This is a genomic window from Cohnella soli, from assembly GCF_042655525.1.
GTDB lineage: Bacteria > Bacillota > Bacilli > Paenibacillales > Paenibacillaceae > Cohnella > Cohnella soli.
The window spans coordinates 91319-109884 of record NZ_JBHSMI010000029.1 but is presented as its reverse complement, the minus strand read 5'-3'; the positions used below and the strand labels follow the sequence as shown (position 1 = coordinate 109884).

Here is an 18566-nt window from a genome sequence, read left to right as displayed (position 1 = left end):
CCTGTTTTTGCGTTTCTTGAAAGGAACAATGTGGATTTACCTTCAAGATGGCAACAATGAAACTTAGAAAGGTGCGGATACGAAAGGGCGATGACGATTGAACAGGGCATGGGGTATGCGAGGTTTCAAAGTACTGCTGGCGCTTGCGATTGCTTTCGGTGTGGAAGGGGCAAGACTGGCATGGCTTCAGTTTGGCTTTGGCGGGTCCCGAACCGCCAGCGGTACGCTGAGGCAAGGCGCGACGGCACAGCGGTCGGACGAGCTGGCACTTGATAGCGGTCGAGGCAGCTTCGTGGACCGGAATGGCAAGCCGCTGGCGGGAATCCCCATTCGGGGGCTTGCCGCGTTCCCGGATAACGGGATGCCTAGAGGGACACAAGACACCATCGGCCGTGTCGCCGCTGCCATTGGAGCGGATGCATCTGCATTCGGCGCATGGCTGGACGGTATTCGCGTACCGGAAGTATGGCAGGCGAAGTCGGACGGACGATATCTTGACTTGTCCGATCGGCAGATTTCTGCCATCAATCATGCGGGTTTGCTCGGCGTATCCGTCGTGCCCTATGTGGATCGTTTTGCTGGAGATTTGTTTCCCCTCCATGCGATCGGATTCGTTTCCCAGCACCCTGAACGCGTGAGAACATTGTACGAAGATCGCATCGCCCATCGTCAGATGAGCGAGTCGTCGAAAGTCGGCGGATCGGGTCTCGAGAAGTCGCTCGACAGGCTCATTCAGGGTATAGGCCCAACCCGGGCAGCGCAAGTGACATCGGGCAGCCGCCTGCCGCTTGGAGGGCTCGGTTTACGTCTGCTTGTTAGCGATAATCCGCATTTTCCATTGCGGGTGACAACGACGATCGACAAGGATGTACAGCAGATCGCTCAAGACGTACTCGTCAAGCACGGCGTTCGCAAAGGAGCGGCGGTTGTGCTGGACGCCGAGAATGCAGATATACTGGGCATCGTCTCGTTGCCAACATTAAATCCTTACCGACTAGGCGCGGAAGGCACTGACGAGCGCAATCATGCACTGACGGCGGCTCCTCCGGGATCCGTATTTAAAACAGTCACTCTGGCGGCTGCGCTCGAATCGGGAGTCGCGAGCTGGGACGAGAAATTCCATTGTAACGGTCATTACGGCAAATACGGGCTGAAATGTTGGAAAGAAGGCGGACATGGCGATATAACATTACGCGAAGCATACGCGCAGTCGTGTAACATCGTGTTCGCCGGCTTGGCGGAGAAACTCGATCCGGCCTGGTTGCAAATTACGGCGGATCGGCTCGGGCTTGGCAGGCTGATCGGCTGGCAGACGGATTCGTTCGTAGATGGCAAGCCGTTAAGGCTCCTTGGAGAAGAAGAAGCGGGTACGATATTCGCGGACAAAAAAAACGCCTACGACGGCGGCATGAAGACGGGAACGGGTATTGGCCAGCGTAACGTCAGAGTGACGCCGCTGCAGGCCGCCAATATGGCGGTTACGATCCTGCATGGCGGCAAGGTGTTTTCCCCTAGAATCGTGAAGGAAATTCGATACGCGGACGGCAACCTGCTGGCTACGCTCCCTACACACACGGCGAAGTCCCAATATGGCGCCGTATCAGCAAACACGACGGCGACGCTGCGAGAAGGCATGAGAGCCGTCGTGACGGAAGGGACCGCTGAGTCTGCGCTAAGCGGCGCGCCGTGGCCGCTTGCCGGCAAATCCGGCACGGCCGAGCTTGCCGGCAAGTCGGAAGGCCGCAACGACCAATGGTTTGTCGGGTACGGCCCTTTGAACGGGAAGCCGCGTTACGCGGTTGCTGTGCTGATTGAAGACCAGCCAGCGGGTGTTCGTAACCGGGGCGCAACGTTGTTCGGCGAAATTATGGACGGTTTGCGTCAGCTGGAACGGAATCGTCGCCTGTAGGATCAGCTCTTGCCGGCGAGAAGGGAGAGACGACAAACTCGTCCTTCGGCAATCGAATCCATTGATGGAAGTACCCTTGATCGTATAATGCTTTCAACAAAATCATCAGGATCGGCGCGAGAATAAGCCCGGAGACGCCAAACAGCGACAAGCTGATCATCATAAACGCAAGCATCGTAAATGCCGACACGCCAACCGTCTGACCGGTAATGCGGGGCTCGAGGAACTGACGGGTTAACGTAACAACGAGCAGGAGCGCTGTGAGCCAGATGGCGAGCGTCGTATCTCCCGTCACGAACAAGTAGATGATCCATGGAATGAACAGCGTGTTTACCCCGAGCAGCGGCAATACGTCGAATATGCCGGCAAGCAATGCGATAGACAGCGCATTGTTCACGCGCAAGGCGAGCAGCGAAATGAAGATGACAAGGAAAGTGATGCTGATCAGTTTGCCTTGCGCTTTCAAATAAGCGCTAATGCCTTTGAAGACGTTGTTGCGAAGAAAATCAAAGGCGATCTGCAGTGTTTTCGGCGCACGTTCGCGGCTGAGTTTTTTCCACGAATCGATCTCAAGGCTTAAGAAGTAAGCGAGAACGATCGCGATCGAAATATTCAGCACGAAAGTGGAGAACGAGCTGACAGCCCCGACGAGCCATCCTAGAAATTGGCGAGCCCATTTCGCCCCTTGGTCCGTGATGTACTCGGTCGCGCCGGTCAGCTTCTCGGCAATGTCAGGCGGTAGCGACTCGGAGTGTTTCGATAAGTTGGCGGAGATAACTTCGATCTGATGCTGCAGCAAACTTTGGTACATCGGCAAATCTCTTATCAGTTGGTTTATTTGTTGTGTAAACACAAATCCGAGGCCGAAGAAAATGGCCAAAATAACAACGACGAATACGAGGATGCTTATAGCCGATGCGATCGATTTCGGCAAACCGATGCGATTCATTCTCTTGGCGAAAGGCTCGATGCACCAGAAAATGACGAACGAGAAAAATACGGGCTTGGCCAAATTATATAAATAGCTGAAAACGTACATCGTAAGCCATACTGTAAGCGCGATTACGAAAATGTCGAAAGCGGTTCGCCAATATTTCTTGTACAGCGGCAGCATCTGTCCAACCATCCTTTGCATCCGGCAGGGAATTAGGTGTGCATCCAAATCATACTGTATACGATAACGAAAAAAGATGCCCACGGCAATGCCTTAAATGGAGCTTCTATGCTAAAATAGAGAGTAAGCGCATTTTCGTAAGCGGTATCGACAGATTAAATATGCAATCAAGATGGTGGGGAACAGATGGAAATCATCCTATGGATAGGTTTTTATTTTTTGACTTTTTACGCTTTTTTACCGGCAGTCATAAGCCGTATATTCGGATTTAGAGTATTTTTGAAAGGAGTATCGAATACGGACATCGCGTTGACGTTTGACGACGGTCCCGATCCGGAGTATACGCCCAAATTGTTGGACTTGTTGAAGAAACACGGAGCGAAGGCGACGTTTTTCGTCGTAGGCGAGAACGCGGAACGCCACCCGGAGTTGGTCGCGCGAATTCACGAGGAAGGACATGTTCTCGGCATTCATAATTACTTGCACTATTCCAACTGGCTGATGAGGCCAAGGACAGTGCAGAAACATATTCGTCTTACGTCGGATGCGATCAAACGAATTACGGGAACGAGTCCAAAGTATTACCGACCGCCTTGGGGAATTTTGAACGTATTCGATTATCGCAATATCGGTCATTTGCAGATTGTACTCTGGTCATCGCTGTTTAACGATTGGAAAAAGCGGGTCGGCGCGGAGAGGCTGTATCGGCGGATGCGGAAAAAGCTGAAACCGGGACAAGTATTTCTGCTTCACGATTGCGGAACGACGCTTGGAGCGGACCGGGAAGCTCCGGCCAATACGATTGAGGCTTTGTCGCGAATTCTGAACGACGGGCGTGAGCTAGGCTACCGGTTTGTCGGCATCGACGACATGATCGCAACGACGGAACGAGCAAAGAAAAAGCGGAAACCGGGCAAGGATAGCGAGAAGCAAGAAGGGGCGGAAGGCGACGTACAAGCTTCGATCGGGTGGGTCAAAAGAGTCGTTGTCGCGTGCTGGATGCTGTACGAGAAATTATTTCACGTCGTGTTTCGGCTTCGTCCGGTCGGTTCCGGCCATTTCTTTAACTACCGTATTCGTAAATATACCGGAGCTAAGCTCGACTTGCGGGACGGAGAATCGTTGGAGAAAGGCAACTTGATTATGGAAATTCATTTCGAGAATCAAATGCTGTTTGAACTCGGGATGAAATCGAAGACGACGCTGCAAATCGGCATTCGTATTATACGTGAGATGCAAAACGCGTTGCCGGATATGGCAAGAGAGCTTGCGGTTGTACCGAACGGCGATAAGGTAAGGGCGCTATTCGGCATCTCTATGATCCACCGCGGCGGGGAATCGCTAGGCTTCGATACGATCGAACTTCCGAAAGGTTTGTTCGCTTGGATGACGAATCAATATTTGAAGTTTCTAATTCGCGTAATCCATCCCGACGGCAAAGGCAGAGTAAAGGGAAAAGACGATTCCATGCACCCCCGAATGTTGATTATGCACCGCGAGATGCTGCTCAGTTGGGCGGACGAATCGAGCCCGCGCAAGCGGAAGAAGGAACGGAGACCGGCAAAGCAGCACGAAGCGCTGGACGAAGGCGAGGTAGTGGAAGAAACGGAAACGCTTGGCCATCTTGTCTAACTCATGCGTGAACGAAAAAACAAGCTTGCCCACATTATCGTCGGGCAAGCTTGTTTTTTATCTTTACCTGCATCATTACATTTTCATGACGCCGCCTTGGCTTGCATTCGTGACCATCGCGGAGTAACGCGCGAGGTAGCCGCGTTTGATTTTCGGCTCGAAGCCTGCCCATGCAGCACGGCGGGTTTCGAGCTCTTCGTCGCTGACTTCGAGCGTAATTTTGCGGTTGTTCATGTCCAGCTCAATGATATCTCCGTCGTTGACGAACGCGATAGGGCCGCCTTCCGCCGCTTCCGGGGATACATGGCCGATGGAGATGCCGCGCGAAGCGCCGGAGAACCGGCCGTCGGTAATCAGGCCGACTTTCGTGCCGAGGCCCATGCCGACGATCTGGGACGTAGGAGCGAGCATTTCCGGCATGCCTGGACCGCCTTTCGGCCCTTCATAACGGATGACGACGACGTGGCCTTCTTTGACTTTGCCGTTCGCGATGCCGGCGAGGGCTTCTTCCTGGGAGTCGAAGCAAATTGCCGGGCCGCGGTGGTAGCCGCCGACGGATTTGTCGACTGCGCCGACTTTGATGATCGAGCCGCGGGGCGCCAGATTGCCGAACATGACGGACAAGCCGCCTTCTTTGGAATGCGGATCTTCAACGGTGCGAATGACGGTATGATCGGTAATTTCCGCGCCCGCGACGTTCTCGCGGAGCGACTTGCCGGATACGGTCAGCACATCGCCGTTCAGCGCGCCTTCCTTCTTGAACAACTCGTTAATAATTGCGCTAACGCCGCCGGCGTTATGCAAATCTTCGATGTGGTGATCGGAAGCGGGAGCAAGCTTGGACAAGTAAGGAACGCGCTTCGCTACTTCGTTGATACGTTCGATCGGATATTCAATGCCCGCCTCGTGGGCGAGTGCAAGCGTATGAAGAACAGTGTTCGTCGATCCGCCCATCGCCATGTCGAGCGCGAATGCATTGTCGATGGAGTCGATCGTGACGATGTCGCGCGGTTTGATGTCGTTTTTGACAAGCTCCATCAGCTGCAGCGCGGATTTGCGCACGAAGTCGCGGCGTTCCGGCGATACGGCCAAAATCGTGCCGTTGCCCGGAAGAGCGAGGCCAAGTACTTCTGCAAGGCAGTTCATCGAGTTGGCAGTGAACATGCCGGAGCACGATCCGCAAGTCGGACAGCCGTAACGCTCCAGCTCGGTCAGGCTGTTCTCGTCGATTTTGCCGGTCATGTAGGCGCCGACGCCTTCGAAGACGGAAGTGAGCGAGATCGCTCTGCCGTCGCTCGTGCGGCCGGCTTTCATCGGGCCGCCGCTGACGAACAAGGTCGGGATGTTGACGCGAAGCGCGGCCATCATCATGCCTGGGGTAATTTTGTCGCAGTTCGGGATACAGACCATGCCGTCGAACCAGTGTGCGTTCACCATCGTCTCGACGGAGTCGGCGATAATCTCGCGGCTCGCAAGAGAATAGCGCATGCCGATATGGCCCATCGCGATGCCGTCGTCAACACCGATCGTGTTAAATTCGAACGGCACGCCGCCCGCTTCGCGAATCGCGTCCTTGACGATTTTGCCGAACTCTTGCAGATGGATGTGGCCCGGCACGATGTCGATGTAAGAGTTACATACGGCGATCAACGGTTTGCCGAAATCTTCTTCTTTAACGCCCGCCGCGCGCAGCAAGCTGCGGTGCGGAGCGCGGTCGAACCCTTTGGTGATCATGTCTGAACGCATTTTCTTATTAGCCAATGAGTGCCCCTCGCTTTCGGTTATACCGGAATGTCATATCAAAGATTTTATCATAGATGCAGATGGCTTGACCAGAATGTTGCTGGCAATGGTGCTAGCCTTAACCTGCAATGTTTCCGGATAGAGAAAAAAAGCAGCCGGGCAATGGCCCAGCCGCTTCAATTATTGATCTGATTGTTCCGGGAACAAGCCCGCTAAACCGGCGAACGGGAGGTTCTCGTAATGGTCGGTTTTGTAGACGACTTCGCTCTCGATTTTGGCTTCGTCGCTTAATTTGTTACGCTTGAACTGGAACTGTTCATACAGCTTCACGAGAATTTGCGCCGTGTTGATGGCATCGTCCAGTGCGCGATGATGCGTTCCCGAGAAAGGAATTTCGAGCAGTTCAAGCGCGGGCTTAAGCCCCATCTGCTGATGCTTCTCCAGCTTGTATATTTTCGAGAGCATCTTCTGTAAATTGTTATGGTTGACGATCCAATCCGTCGGAATATTGTGCTGTCTGCATTCCTGCACGAGTTGACGCAAATCGTCCGGTCCCCATGCGCATAGAAAATACTCCTCGTCGCCCATCCACTCCGCGTAATCCCGTACAACGTTACCAAGCGTCTCTGCTTCGTTTACGTTTTCTTGCGTAATGCCCGTGAAGGAAGTCGTGTCGGCGGAAAGCTGCGGGAACACAGAAGGTTTGACGAACGCTTGAAACGTATCGATCACTTGCGGCGCGCCGTCCACGATGTCGACTTTAGCCGCGCCGATTTCAATAATTTCCGCGATCTGGCCTTTTTTCCGGCGAACCGTCATTTCCAGATCGTATACGATAATGGTCACTTCATGCACCTCAAAAACTTCCGATAATAAATTGCGTACCTTTGTTATTATAGTCTTCCTCCGCGTGTTTGTCAGTGTATAAAAACAGGTCGCTTGTGTTGTTTCGCCTACTGTAGAATGGATCAGGCAAACAAAACACGGATGTTCGATGCGAAAGCATGGCATTCAGAAGCGTGTGGCAAAGATATTTAAGAAAGCGGATTCATTCATTTCTCTTTCGCATTTTCCTTCGCTTTAGCATTTTCTACATGCCTTAAACCGTTGATATGACAGGGATTTTAGGTTGTTCGCCATCTTGGCGGGCAGAAAAAGCAAACCGCATCGAATCGTGACGTTTACGTCTTCGCGCAGCTCCTCCTACAATGTGATTGAGCCGGATCGACGTCTTCGGTTCATCAAAGAAACAGACAACAGGGAGGAAAAAGAAAATGTCAAGAAAGTTGCTTAGCACGGCGCTCGCTCTTGCGATGGTCGCCTCTAGTTTGACGGCATGCGGCGGTAACAAAAACAATGAAGCATCGCCGTCCGGTTCTTCATCCGGTACATCAGCCAATCATGAGAGCGCTTCCTCGAGCGCATCGTCGTCTAACGATTACGGCGACACGGGCGGGCTGAAGCTGCCCCTCGTTGACAAGCCGACGACGCTGACCTGGATGGTTGTCAGCGAATCTCCGCTCAACGACAAGCTTGTCGCCAAAGAAATATTGAAACGTACGGGCATTACGGTCGAATTCCAGACGTATTCTTCTGCGACGTTCCCAGACAAGCTCAGGACGACGGTCGCTTCCGGCAAATTGCCGGATATTTTTCACGGCTTGACGGCTGCGGAGCTAAAGCGCATTGGCCAGCAGAACGGCGTAGTCGCTCTCAATAAATATGCGGATATGTTGCCGAATTTCAAGAAGCTTTACCTAGAGGAGAACCCCTGGGTGGTGAAGTCCTTCGGCGACGAAGGAGGCAACTTATATACATGGCCAATCTACAACATGAACCGTGACGTCAATCATGGCTTGATGTACCGCAAAGATATTTTCGACGCGAACGGGATTGCGGAATGGACGAATACGGAAGAGTTTTACCAAGCGCTCAAGAAATTAAAAGAAAAATACCCGGATTCATATCCAATGGCTTCCAAGACGAAAGAGTACATTTTCCGGGATCTTGCGTACGGTTGGGGAATAGGCGGAGAAAACTATCCGGCTTATTACGATGAAGGGGCACGTACATGGAAGTACGCGCCAACGCAGCCGGAACACAAGGAGCTGCTCGATTTCCTGAGAAAGCTGTATACCGAAGGGCTGCTCGACCCGGAATTCCTGACCGATACGCCGGACGCCTGGACGTCCAAGATGACGTCGGGTAAATCGTTTGTAACGTGGGACTGGATCGGCCGTCTTGAGCTGTTCTATAACCAGATCAAATCCGCAAATCCGGAATATAACCTTCGTTACGGCAATCCGATCGGACCGACGGGCAACGTTCGCTCGCTGCCGAAAACGATCGATTTCAGTATCGCGGTTGCGAACAATCCTAACAAGGAAGCGGCCATGAAGCTGCTTGACTACTTGACCAGCCCATCTGGCGCGGAATTGATTACGCTTGGCGTTGAAGGCGTTAACTTCAATTTCGATGCGAACGGCAAGCCGGTATATCCGGAACTAGCCGATCTTCCGGCGGTTGATATTAAGGTGCTAGGGGACCGTTACGGCATGTGGATCGAAGGCATGTACTTACGTCCTGACCATCGCAGCGTGTACTACAATTTCACGGAGAAAGAGCAGGAGGCGCAGGACAAGATCGTCTCCGCGGGCAAGTTCGAGCCGCTTGATCCGGTACTGAACTTCACGGACGACGAGAATGCAACGATCGCCGAATATCAGGTAGCGCTGCAGAAAGCTGCGGACGAATTCAACGCGAAATATGTGCTCAGCAAAAACATCAGTGACAAGGATTGGACGGATTGGCAGGCGAAAGCGGTGAAGCTTGGCACCGACAAGCTGATCGAAGTGTACAACGCCGCTCAGAAACGGTTTGACGCCGCCAAATAAATCAGGCGATCTTGGAACTGTATTTTGATGGGAAACGGCACTTGGGCGCTTGTTATTCCAGGTGCCGTCCATCATCCGTGGAAGGGAGAAGTTTTCATGTTATGGATGGGAGCAACTTGGAAGAAAATCAGACGCGACAGACAGCTCATCCTGCTGTTCATTCCTTGCATATTGTTTTATGCCATATTCCGTTACGCGCCGCTGTATGGCTTGATTATTGCGTTTAAGGATTACAGTGTATTTCAGGGCATCGTCGACAGTCCGTGGGTTGGCCTTAAGCATTTTGATAAATTTTTCTCCGGGCAAGATTTTGAGGTGCTGTTCAAAAATACGCTGCTGCTCGGATTTTACACGTTGATTTTCGGATTTCCTTTTCCGATTGTATTCGCCATTCTTCTAAACGAAGTTCGGACATTATGGTTCAAAAAAACGATTCAGACATTTAGCTACTTGCCGGCTTTTCTGTCCGTCGTCATCATTTCCAGCATGCTGATCGATTTTTTGTCCCCGAACATCGGGATCATTAATCGGATCATCGCCGCACTGGGCTTCGAGAAGACGTATTTTCTCATTCAACCGGAGTGGTTCAGAACGATCTACGTCGCGTCTGACATCTGGTCGACGATGGGGTATGAAGCGATCATTTATTTGGCGGCGATTGCGGGCATTAGCCCGACGCTGTACGAAGCGGCGAAAGTCGACGGGGCGGGCAGATTCAGAGCGGTGTGGAGCGTGACGTTACCGAGCATTCTGCCGACGATATTGATCATGTTTATTTTGAAAACAGGTTCGATGATTCGGGTAGGGTATGAGAAGGTGCTAATGCTCTACAATCCGGCGACATATGAGGTGGCCGACGTGTTCTCGACGTTCGTTTATCGCAAAGGGCTGCTCGAATCGAATTATAGCTATGCGGCGGCAGTCGGGATGTTCGAAGCGTTAATCGCGATGATTATGGTACTGTCGGCGAATTTCATCAGCAAAAAAGCGGGGGGGAGAGGGATATGGTAGGCGAATCGCGATTGTCGCTTTTTCGCATTGTGAACACGATCATCCTGCTTTTCGTTGCAATTGCAACCGTATACCCCGTCCTCTATATTTTTGCGGTTTCCTTAAGCGACACGGCATCCGTCGTACAGGGCAAAGTGTGGCTGCTGCCGAAGGGGATCAATATAGAAGCATACGTCAACGTATTGAAGGATGCCCGCATCCCGAGAGCGTATCTCAATACGATCATGTATACGGCGCTCGGCATGTCGATCAATTTGCTTGTAACGGCAGTTGCGGCCTATCCGCTTGCCAAGTCGGACTTTATCGGCAGGAAATTTTGGATGATGGCCATCGTCGCTACGATGTTTTTGAATCCCGGCATGATTCCAAACTTCTTGATCGTGCAGGGGCTGGGCTTGACGAATACGGTATGGGCGCTTGTCATTCCGAACGCGATTTGGACGATGGAGCTTATTATTCTTAAGAGCTTCTACGAAAATATGTCCACGCAAATTCGCGAAGCGGCGCTAATCGACGGCGCATCGGAATACCGGATTTTATTCAATATTGTTATCCCTTTGTCTAAACCTGCGCTCGCATCAATCGGTTTGTTTTACTTCATGGGACATTGGAACAGCTTTTTCTTGCCCATGATTTATTTGAACGATTCGCATCTGTATCCGCTTCAGGTCGTGTTAAGGGATATGCTTATTTTTAGGGAAGGCAACGATTCCAACCTGGTTGATGCTTCGGCGATTGCCCCGCAGGCGATGAAAAACGCGACGATCGTGCTGTCCATGATTCCTGTGCTAGCGATCTACCCGTTCGCGCAGAAATATTTTGCCAAAGGCGTTATGCTCGGAGCGGAGAAGGGTTGAGCGGCAGTACGTAGAATGTTATTTGGATGCAATTCATGTCCGGAGGAGATGACAATTCACCATGAAACGGTTGTTCACGCATGTGGGCATACTGCAAATCTTCAGTGCGCTATTGCTTGTCATCGCCACGATGTTTGTATCCAACTACTACGTATACCAGAACTCGATTTCAAGCATTTACGAGAAGGTGGCCAAAAATAACGCCTTGGGCGTGCAATCGACTGTCCAGTCGTTCGATAACACGTTTCAAACGATGGCGAGATTGATCAACTCCATCCATGGGCTTCCTTACAACACGCTGACGGAGGACGACGGCCGCATCGATATGGAGAGAGTGTATGCCATGCAAGACCAACTCGCCGGAATGATTTCTTCGATTGATTACATCGAGGAAGCGATCGTGTTTTATGACGGTTTGGATCTTGCGGTTACCTCGAAAGGCACAAGCAACTTCGACTACTTGTTCAACAAGAAGTATCGGCATCCGATGTACAATGCGTCCTACTGGCGAACGTATTCTTCCAATAAACATGCGTTTAAAATGTTTCCGGCCAGCGAGTATCGGATGACGACGCAGACGGGGGATACGACGCGGATGAATCTGATGGTTGCCGTCGATTCGAACAAAATTCGGTTATCCAACAAGAACGTCATTTTGTTGATTAACGAGGCGGCTTACCTCAAAGCGATCAATATGAAGTTTATGATTCCGGGAGCATCCTTGATCGTTCTCGATGAGGACCGTAATTTGATCATGAGTACGGACCCTCAGCTGGACTTGGTCGAAGTGTTGAACGACGTTTATTTCAAGAAAGATGCATCCGGTTCCGTAACGACCGAAAATTACGAATACCATTTCTATAAATCCGATTTCAACGGTTACCTGTACATCGACAAAGCGCCGTATCAATTCCAGAACATCGACTCGGTGGCGAAGGCTAATCAGAACATTATGTTGATTACGATTGTAAGTGCGTTGATTCTTTCGGTTTTTCTAAGCATTTACTTACATCGGCCGGTTAAAAAAATTATACGGCAATTGGGCGGCGGCACAAGGCGCGGCAATGATTTTCGTAAAATATTGAGCGGTATCGTGAAGCTGCAAACGGAAAATGAGACGTACAGAAACGAACAGAAATTCGCGGATTCGGAAGTTCGCAGAGGCATTTTTCTGCAAGCCGTCGATCCGTTCATGAACGCGGAGGCGCTTGACGACCCGATGCATCGGTATTTTGCGGAGTTTTTCCGCAGCAAGCAATTCGTGCTCGTGCTGCTTCATGTGATGTCAGTAGCGGAGGAAACGGATTCGGAGAAGGTGCTGTCGACAGATACGCTCACTGATCACCTGCAAGCGGGCTTGCGCTTGGAACTACCGAACGTCAATGTGTTCTATGACAAGGATATGCATTTTATCGCGGTTGTCGGCATTGACCGGGGGCCGGAACGCGACATGTTGCTTAAACGGTTGAAAGTGCTGCTGCCGCAATGGGAGCGCGGCGAACTGGCCGGTTATTCCGTTAAAGCGAATGTAAGCAAGCTGTACGCGTCGGAGACGGTCAATTGCAAATCGGCGTATCGCGATGTGAGCAGCGGCTTGATGCTGCGAGGAGTGGACGAATCGTCGGGCGTTCTCGATACGGTTAACATAATGCAAGAAGGAAAGCGGTACTTCCCGCTTGAGAAAGTCGCCAAGTTGTCCAACCATGTCATCAAAGGGAATTGGAAAGGGTGCGGCGAGATTATCGCTGAACTGATCAAGCGCAATGCCGATCTTGGCGTGCGACACCACGAATTTTCGCAAATGGCGAAGTCGCTATTCTATCAAATGATCCGGCAAGTTGGCGAGTCCGGCAAGGAACTGCCAGAGCTTGAAACCGCGTTTATGCGCAAAGTGGACGCAGCTCACGATCGCCAAGCGATCGAGAAAGCGCTGCTCGACGTCGTCGACCGCCTTGCTGCGCAAAGCCGGCCCGAACCGGTAAGCAAGCTGAATCCGGCTTTTATCTCGCAATATATTGAACTTCATTATATGGAGAACTTGTATTTGGATCAGATCGCCGAGGTGACGGGGACATCGTCGAAATATTTTTCCAATTACTTCAAGAAGACGTTTGGCGTCAATTACGTCGAGTATCTCAATAAAGTGAGGCTGACTTACGCGCGGGAGTTGCTGAAGGAAACGTCGTTGACGGTGGCGGAAATCGGAGAACGGACAGGGTATTTGAACGCCTCCACGTTTACGACGACGTTCAAGAAATATTACGGGATTTCTCCGAGCGAGTACAGGAAACAGGAAGCTAACTAGCCCAGTCGGGAGGAACTCGTCATGAAAGCTGTCGTTACGCAATCCGGTCGAATATGGACTGCGGAATGCCTAAAACCGGAAATTCCGCCCGGGCATGTGTTGGTCCGGACGGAATATTCCGCGATCAGTCCCGGTACGGAAATGATCTTTGTCAAGCAAGCATCATCGGAAATGGTCAAACTCGGGTATAGCGCAGTTGGCATCGTCGAGCAAGTCGGTGAAGGAGTCAACTGCATTGCGGCCGGGCAGCGCGTTGCATGTTACGGGGCTCCGTACGTGCATCATGCGGAATGGCTGGCAGTGCCAGCCAACTTGGCTGCGCTTGTTCCGGATCGGGTCGCTCCGGAGGAAGCGGCGCTGGCAGGCCTTGGCGCGATAGCGGTTCACGCGCTGCGCGTCGCCGACCTTCGCTTCGGCGAGTCTGTCATTGTGGTTGGGCTAGGCATTCTCGGAAACCTGATCGCGCAAATTGCGCAAGCCGCCGCGTTCCGCACGGCTGGTCTGGATTTGCAACCGACCCGGGTGGCAATGCTCGCCGATCGAGGATTCGCTCATATATACGGCGATCAGGAGCAACTGGAGAGTTGCTTGGCTGCAGCTGTTGGCCCAAGCGGCGCGGATGCGGTGCTCCATTGTGCCAGCGGTCCAGGGGAAGCGCTGATTAACCGGTCGTTTCAGTGGATTCGCGACCGAGGCAAAATCGTCATTGTAGGCGATTTGCAAACGACCTTTTCGCGTAATCTCATGTTCGGCAAAGAAGCACAAGTGCTCATTTCCCGTGCAGGGGGACCAGGTCGTTACGATACGCAATACGAGAAGGAAAATCGGGATTACCCGATCGGCCACGTACGCTGGACGGAAGGACGGAACATCGCGGAATACATTCGGCTTCTGGATGAAGGGCGCATTTCCGTTAAACCGTTCATCACTGAAATTTATCCGGTCGACCGTGCGTCGGAAGCCTATGAAAATTACGGGAAGCCGACAACAACGATCGCGACGCTTATTCAGTATTGAGCTTCGCTCGATCCGACGATTTGCAATACCATCTGCAACTGGCACGGATAATTTTGGAATAAAGCTAGCCCAAAGTCTAATTGATAAATGTTAGAAAACTATTAATCTCTTATGTGGTCAGGAAATTTATAACTGACTGGATAAATAAAAAAGCATTGCGATCTCATGTTGAGATACAGCAATGCTTATTTGACTGTCGGCTATCACCGCTTCGCCTTATAAAACTCGTGATACAGCTTCATTAGGGCTCTTTTCTCAATCCTCGACACATAACTTCTGCTTATACCGAGCTCCCGAGCGATCTCGCGCTGGGTTCGCTCGTCTCCGCCGCCGTCCAAGCCGAACCGGCCACGGATAACCTCTTGTTCCCTCTCGTCAAGAATGTCCAGATTACGGTAAATTTTGCTTTTCTCGATTTTGAGTTGTACTTTTTCCACGACTTCATCCGGCTCGGTGCCGAGAATATCCTGCAAAGTAATTTCGTTTCCTTCTTTGTCCGTTCCGATCGGGTCGTGCAGCGATACGTCTTTTTTCGTTTTTTTGAGCGAGCGTAAATGCATGAGAATTTCGTTCTCGATGCAACGGGCGGCGAACGTGGCTAGTTTCGTGCCTTTGTTCGGCTGAAAGCTCTCGATCGCTTTAATGAGGCCGATCGTACCGATGGAGATCAAATCCTCCAAGTCTTCCCCTGTGTTGTCGAATTTCTTGACGATATGGGCGACCAGCCGCAAATTATGCTCGATGAGCAGATTGCGGGAGACGGGATTGCCCTCTGCGAGCCGATGGAGATGCAGCGCCTCTTCCTCGTCGGTCAAAGGCTGCGGGAACGCGTTGTTTTTGACGTAGGAGACGAGCAGACTGAGCTGTTTGATGAACAGGGCGATCGAAGCGAAAATACCGGGCACGGGGAGGCCACCTCCGGAAGTGGGTTCGCTTGCGCATGAGAAGCATTACCATTCTATGTAGGTTAGTGCCCATCCGTGCCTGTCAGTTGAAAATGAACGATTGAATGGCGAGGGAGAGGGCAGGGAAATAATAAGCCGACGAGTCGATTCTACCCTCTGGAGGTGGCATTATGGCAGTCAAAAACGCGGGGCGGGGAGCCAAAAGCTATAAGCCCGTGTCCATGTCGGCCAAAGAGTACAAAGCATTCGCGAAAGCGCGCGAGCCGTCCCGGTCTGTCTGGACGAATTGTTTGAAGGCGTTTCTCGTCGGGGGCGTCATTTGTACGATCGGGCAAGGTTTGCAGAAGTTTTTCATGGCGACGTTCCATATGAGCTCGCGCGATGCGGGCAACCCGACGGTCGCGGTGCTGATTTTGCTGTCGGTCATTTTGACGAGTTTGGGCGTCTACGACAAAATCGCACAGTGGGCGGGGGCAGGTTCGGCGGTGCCGGTAACGGGATTCGCCAACTCGATGGCGTCGGCGGCCATTGAACACCGCAGCGAAGGGCTTGTACTCGGCGTTGGCGGGAATATGTTCAAGCTAGCCGGCTCCGTCATTGTATTCGGAGTCGTGGCCGCATTTATCGTCGGCATCGTGTATTGGTTGTTCGGGATCGGGGCGTGGCATGATACTACAGGGTAAACGAAGCTGGGTGTATCCCAATCCGCCCGTTATCGTCGCCACGGGAACGGTTGTCGGTCCGGACGAAGGACAAGGTCCGCTCGCATCCGATTTTGATCTTGTCCATCCCGATCTGGAGATGGGGCAGCCGACCTGGGAGAAGTCGGAAAGGCTGCTGCTCGAGCAAGCGACCGACATCGCTTTGCAACATGGAAAGCTGTCCAAGGACAAGCTGAACTTCTTCGTCGGCGGCGACTTGATGAATCAGATCATTAGCAATACGTTCGCGGCAAGAACGCTCGGTGCTCCGTACATCGGCGTGTTCGGCGCATGCTCAACTTCGATGGAGTCGCTTGCGCTCGCTTCGCTTATCGTCGGGTCGGGAGCCGGAGAATACGCGATGGCGGGCACGTGCAGTCATAATTGCACGGCCGAGAAACAGTTCCGCTATCCGACCGAATACGGCGCGCAGAAACCTCCGACGGCTCAGTACACGGTAACTGGCGCGGGCACCGCTATCGTGGCGAAGTCGGGAGACGGGCCGGTTGTTACAGCGGCGACGATGGGGAAAATTATGGACCTTGGCATTAAAGACCCGTTTAATATGGGAGCGGCGATGGCGCCGGCGGCAGTTGATACGATCCAGGGCCATTTCGAGGATACGGGGCGGGACCCTGGCTACTATGACATGATCGTGACGGGCGATCTTGCCGGCGTTGGCCATCCGATTGCAACGGAAATGCTGCGGCGCAACGGCGTGCCGATGGACAAGACCAATTTTCTCGATTGCGGATTGATGATTTACGACGTCGACAAGCAGAAAGTACAGGCAGGCGGAAGCGGCAGCGCGTGTTCGGCAGTCGTCACTTACGGCCATCTGCTGAAACGGATGCATAAAGGCGAACTCAAACGCATTCTCATTGTGGCAACCGGCGCGCTGCTAAGCCCTCTATCGTTCCAGCAAGGCGAGACGATTCCTTGCATCGCACACGCCGTGGCCATCGAATCGAACGTCCAATGAAGGCAAGGAGGCTCATTTCATGATGATGTACGTATGGGCATTCGTCGTAGGCGGGGCCATCTGCGTCGTCGGACAATTGTTGTTCGATGTAGCGAAGCTGACACCCGCTCACACGATGTCGCTTCTCGTCGTAATCGGAGCGCTGCTCGATGCGGTCGGCTGGTACGATCCGCTCATCGATTTCGCAGGCGCCGGCGCGACCGTACCGATTACAAGCTTCGGCAACGCGCTCGTTCACGGTGCGTTGACCGAACTGCAGAAAGACGGCTGGATAGGGGTCATTACGGGTATATTCAGCATTACGAGCGCGGGTATTTCGGCCGCTATCGTCTTTTCTTTCCTGGCTGCTCTCGTCGCTCGACCGAAAGGATAGCGGCAGTTACCATTTTACAGCGAATAACGGCTCAGCCAAACCTTTTGGGTTTGGCTGTTTTTCTATGCATTTTTGGAAGAAACTAAAATTTACGACAGCATCCAAATTCCGGTATAATAAAATATGATTATCATGATTTCATCGAAGTGATTTAGTAGGAGGAAAGAAAATGGAGCAACAAGCCGCGATGCAGCTGTTAGATCAAATTAGACGCAACATGGAATCTTGCATTTATGGTAAAAAGGACGAAATTGCTTTAATGCTGACCGCACTCATCGCTGGCGGCCACGTATTGATAGAAGACGTGCCTGGCACAGGCAAAACTCAGCTTGTCAAGGCGCTCGCTATGTCGATCGGCGGCGTGTTCCATCGCATCCAGTGCAATCCCGATTTACTGCCGACCGATATTACCGGCGTTTCCATTTATCATCCGAAGCTGGAGCAGTTCGTTTTCCGTCCAGGCCCTGTCATGGCGAACTTGTTGCTTGCTGACGAAATCAACCGAGCGACGACGAAGACGCAATCCGCTTTATTGGAAGCGATGGAAGAGCGGCGGGTATCCGTCGACGGAGAAACGCACAAGCTGCCGCATCCGTTTATGCTGTTCGCGACGCAGAATCCGATTGAGTTCGAAGGTACGTATAGCTTACCCGAAGCCCAACTAGACCGTTTCTTGATGAAAATAAAACTAGGTTACCCCGACGAAATATCGGAAAAGAGGCTCATTCTGGAGCCGGGCGCGAGCCGAGCTGCCGAATCGCTTCAGTCGGTTGCGACCGTCGACGATATCGCGCAAATGCAACAACTCGCCGAAAGCGTTCATTTGGAACAGACGGTCGCCGATTATTTGGTCTCGCTCGTGCGCGGCACGCGTCAACACGGCTCTGTGTTGCTTGGCGCCAGCCCACGCGCCGCAGTTGCGCTGGCATCGGCGGCGAAGGCGTTTGCGTTCGTGAACCATCGCGGATTTGTACTGCCGGACGATATTAAAACGATGTCGCCATTCGTGCTCGGACATCGGCTGCACTTGCGGTCCGAAGCAAGGATGCAAGGGGTGACGACGGTTCAGGTGCTTCAGGACGTGCTTCGGCTCTTGCCAGTGCCGGTCGGCATGGAGCGTTGA

The 18566-nt window shown here is 52.3% G+C and carries 15 protein-coding genes; 11 read left to right on the top strand and 4 right to left on the bottom strand.

Going from position 1 to position 18566, the window contains the following annotated elements; all coding sequences use genetic code 11:
* Positions 1-97 precede the first annotated feature (97 nt).
* Positions 98-1909 carry a peptidoglycan D,D-transpeptidase FtsI family protein gene (locus tag ACFPOF_RS20865; protein WP_378136240.1) on the top strand — a complete coding sequence of 604 codons (1812 nt, stop codon included), beginning with the start codon at positions 98-100 and terminating at the stop codon, positions 1907-1909.
* On the opposite strand, the gene ACFPOF_RS20860 is transcribed toward ACFPOF_RS20865, so the two are convergent.
* Positions 1866-3035, bottom strand: a complete 1170-nt coding sequence (locus ACFPOF_RS20860) for an AI-2E family transporter (RefSeq protein ID WP_378136238.1) — start codon at positions 3033-3035, stop codon at positions 1866-1868. The two genes, ACFPOF_RS20865 and ACFPOF_RS20860, sit on opposite strands and share 44 nt — an antisense overlap.
* 267 nt (positions 3036-3302) lie before the next feature.
* On the opposite strand from ACFPOF_RS20860, the gene ACFPOF_RS20855 reads away from it, so the two are divergent.
* A complete protein-coding gene (locus tag ACFPOF_RS20855; RefSeq protein ID WP_378136236.1) occupies positions 3303-4655 on the top strand; it encodes a polysaccharide deacetylase family protein in 1353 nt (450 codons plus the stop codon).
* A 75-nt stretch (positions 4656-4730) separates the two neighbouring features.
* On the opposite strand, the gene ilvD is transcribed toward ACFPOF_RS20855, so the two are convergent.
* On the bottom strand, positions 4731-6401 hold the full coding sequence (gene ilvD / locus ACFPOF_RS20850; RefSeq protein WP_378137085.1) for a dihydroxy-acid dehydratase: 1671 nt from the start codon (positions 6399-6401) through the stop codon (positions 4731-4733).
* 177 nt (positions 6402-6578) lie between these two features.
* The gene (locus tag ACFPOF_RS20845; protein ID WP_378136234.1) at positions 6579-7244 is read right to left on the bottom strand and encodes a 3'-5' exonuclease; all 666 of its coding nucleotides are present in this window, start codon (positions 7242-7244) and stop codon (positions 6579-6581) included.
* 428 nt (positions 7245-7672) lie between these two features.
* Here ACFPOF_RS20845 and ACFPOF_RS20840 point away from each other — a divergent pair, with 428 nt between their 5' ends.
* The 5 genes from ACFPOF_RS20840 (at position 7673) to ACFPOF_RS20820 (ending at position 14482) form a co-directional block, all read left to right on the top strand.
* Positions 7673-9292 carry an extracellular solute-binding protein gene (locus ACFPOF_RS20840; protein ID WP_378136232.1) on the top strand — a complete coding sequence of 540 codons (1620 nt, stop codon included), beginning with the start codon at positions 7673-7675 and terminating at the stop codon, positions 9290-9292.
* 96 nt (positions 9293-9388) lie between these two features.
* Positions 9389-10303, top strand: a complete 915-nt coding sequence (locus tag ACFPOF_RS20835; protein WP_378136230.1) for an ABC transporter permease — start codon at positions 9389-9391, stop codon at positions 10301-10303.
* Positions 10297-11160 carry a carbohydrate ABC transporter permease gene (locus ACFPOF_RS20830; protein ID WP_378136228.1) on the top strand — a complete coding sequence of 288 codons (864 nt, stop codon included), beginning with the start codon at positions 10297-10299 and terminating at the stop codon, positions 11158-11160. Before ACFPOF_RS20835 ends, ACFPOF_RS20830 begins: the two co-directional genes overlap by 7 nt.
* A gap of 61 nt (positions 11161-11221) precedes the next feature.
* Positions 11222-13465 carry a helix-turn-helix domain-containing protein gene (locus tag ACFPOF_RS20825; protein ID WP_378136226.1) on the top strand — a complete coding sequence of 748 codons (2244 nt, stop codon included), beginning with the start codon at positions 11222-11224 and terminating at the stop codon, positions 13463-13465.
* 21 nt (positions 13466-13486) lie between these two features.
* A complete protein-coding gene (locus ACFPOF_RS20820; RefSeq protein ID WP_378136224.1) occupies positions 13487-14482 on the top strand; it encodes a zinc-dependent alcohol dehydrogenase in 996 nt (331 codons plus the stop codon).
* 203 nt (positions 14483-14685) lie between these two features.
* On the opposite strand, the gene sigK is transcribed toward ACFPOF_RS20820, so the two are convergent.
* Complete coding sequence (gene sigK, locus ACFPOF_RS20815; protein ID WP_378136222.1) at positions 14686-15387, bottom strand: RNA polymerase sporulation sigma factor SigK; 702 nt, start codon at positions 15385-15387, stop codon at positions 14686-14688.
* A gap of 170 nt (positions 15388-15557) precedes the next feature.
* Between sigK and spoVAC the strand changes: the two genes are divergently transcribed.
* From spoVAC to ACFPOF_RS20795, 4 genes are all read left to right on the top strand, one after another.
* Positions 15558-16070 (top strand): stage V sporulation protein AC, encoded by a 513-nt coding sequence (gene spoVAC / locus ACFPOF_RS20810; protein ID WP_378136220.1) that lies wholly within the window; start codon positions 15558-15560, stop codon positions 16068-16070.
* A complete protein-coding gene (gene spoVAD / locus ACFPOF_RS20805) occupies positions 16057-17070 on the top strand; it encodes a stage V sporulation protein AD (RefSeq protein WP_378137083.1) in 1014 nt (337 codons plus the stop codon). The genes spoVAC and spoVAD overlap by 14 nt, the downstream gene beginning before the upstream one ends.
* Before the next feature lie 22 nt (positions 17071-17092).
* Complete coding sequence (gene spoVAE, locus ACFPOF_RS20800; RefSeq protein WP_378137081.1) at positions 17093-17443, top strand: stage V sporulation protein AE; 351 nt, start codon at positions 17093-17095, stop codon at positions 17441-17443.
* 169 nt (positions 17444-17612) lie between these two features.
* Complete coding sequence (locus tag ACFPOF_RS20795) at positions 17613-18566, top strand: AAA family ATPase (RefSeq protein ID WP_378136218.1); 954 nt, start codon at positions 17613-17615, stop codon at positions 18564-18566.

Coding starts and splice junctions, on each gene's coding strand:
- ACFPOF_RS20860 (WP_378136238.1), bottom strand. CDS start 3,035: ATGGTTGGACAGATGCTGCCGCTGTACAAGAAATATTGGCGAACCGCT.
- ilvD (WP_378137085.1), bottom strand. CDS start 6,401: ATGCGTTCAGACATGATCACCAAAGGGTTCGACCGCGCTCCGCACCGC.
- ACFPOF_RS20840 (WP_378136232.1), top strand. CDS start 7,673: ATGTCAAGAAAGTTGCTTAGCACGGCGCTCGCTCTTGCGATGGTCGCC.
- ACFPOF_RS20835 (WP_378136230.1), top strand. CDS start 9,389: ATGTTATGGATGGGAGCAACTTGGAAGAAAATCAGACGCGACAGACAG.
- ACFPOF_RS20830 (WP_378136228.1), top strand. CDS start 10,297: ATGGTAGGCGAATCGCGATTGTCGCTTTTTCGCATTGTGAACACGATC.
- ACFPOF_RS20825 (WP_378136226.1), top strand. CDS start 11,222: ATGAAACGGTTGTTCACGCATGTGGGCATACTGCAAATCTTCAGTGCG.
- ACFPOF_RS20820 (WP_378136224.1), top strand. CDS start 13,487: ATGAAAGCTGTCGTTACGCAATCCGGTCGAATATGGACTGCGGAATGC.
- spoVAC (WP_378136220.1), top strand. CDS start 15,558: ATGGCAGTCAAAAACGCGGGGCGGGGAGCCAAAAGCTATAAGCCCGTG.
- spoVAE (WP_378137081.1), top strand. CDS start 17,093: ATGATGTACGTATGGGCATTCGTCGTAGGCGGGGCCATCTGCGTCGTC.
- ACFPOF_RS20795 (WP_378136218.1), top strand. CDS start 17,613: ATGGAGCAACAAGCCGCGATGCAGCTGTTAGATCAAATTAGACGCAAC.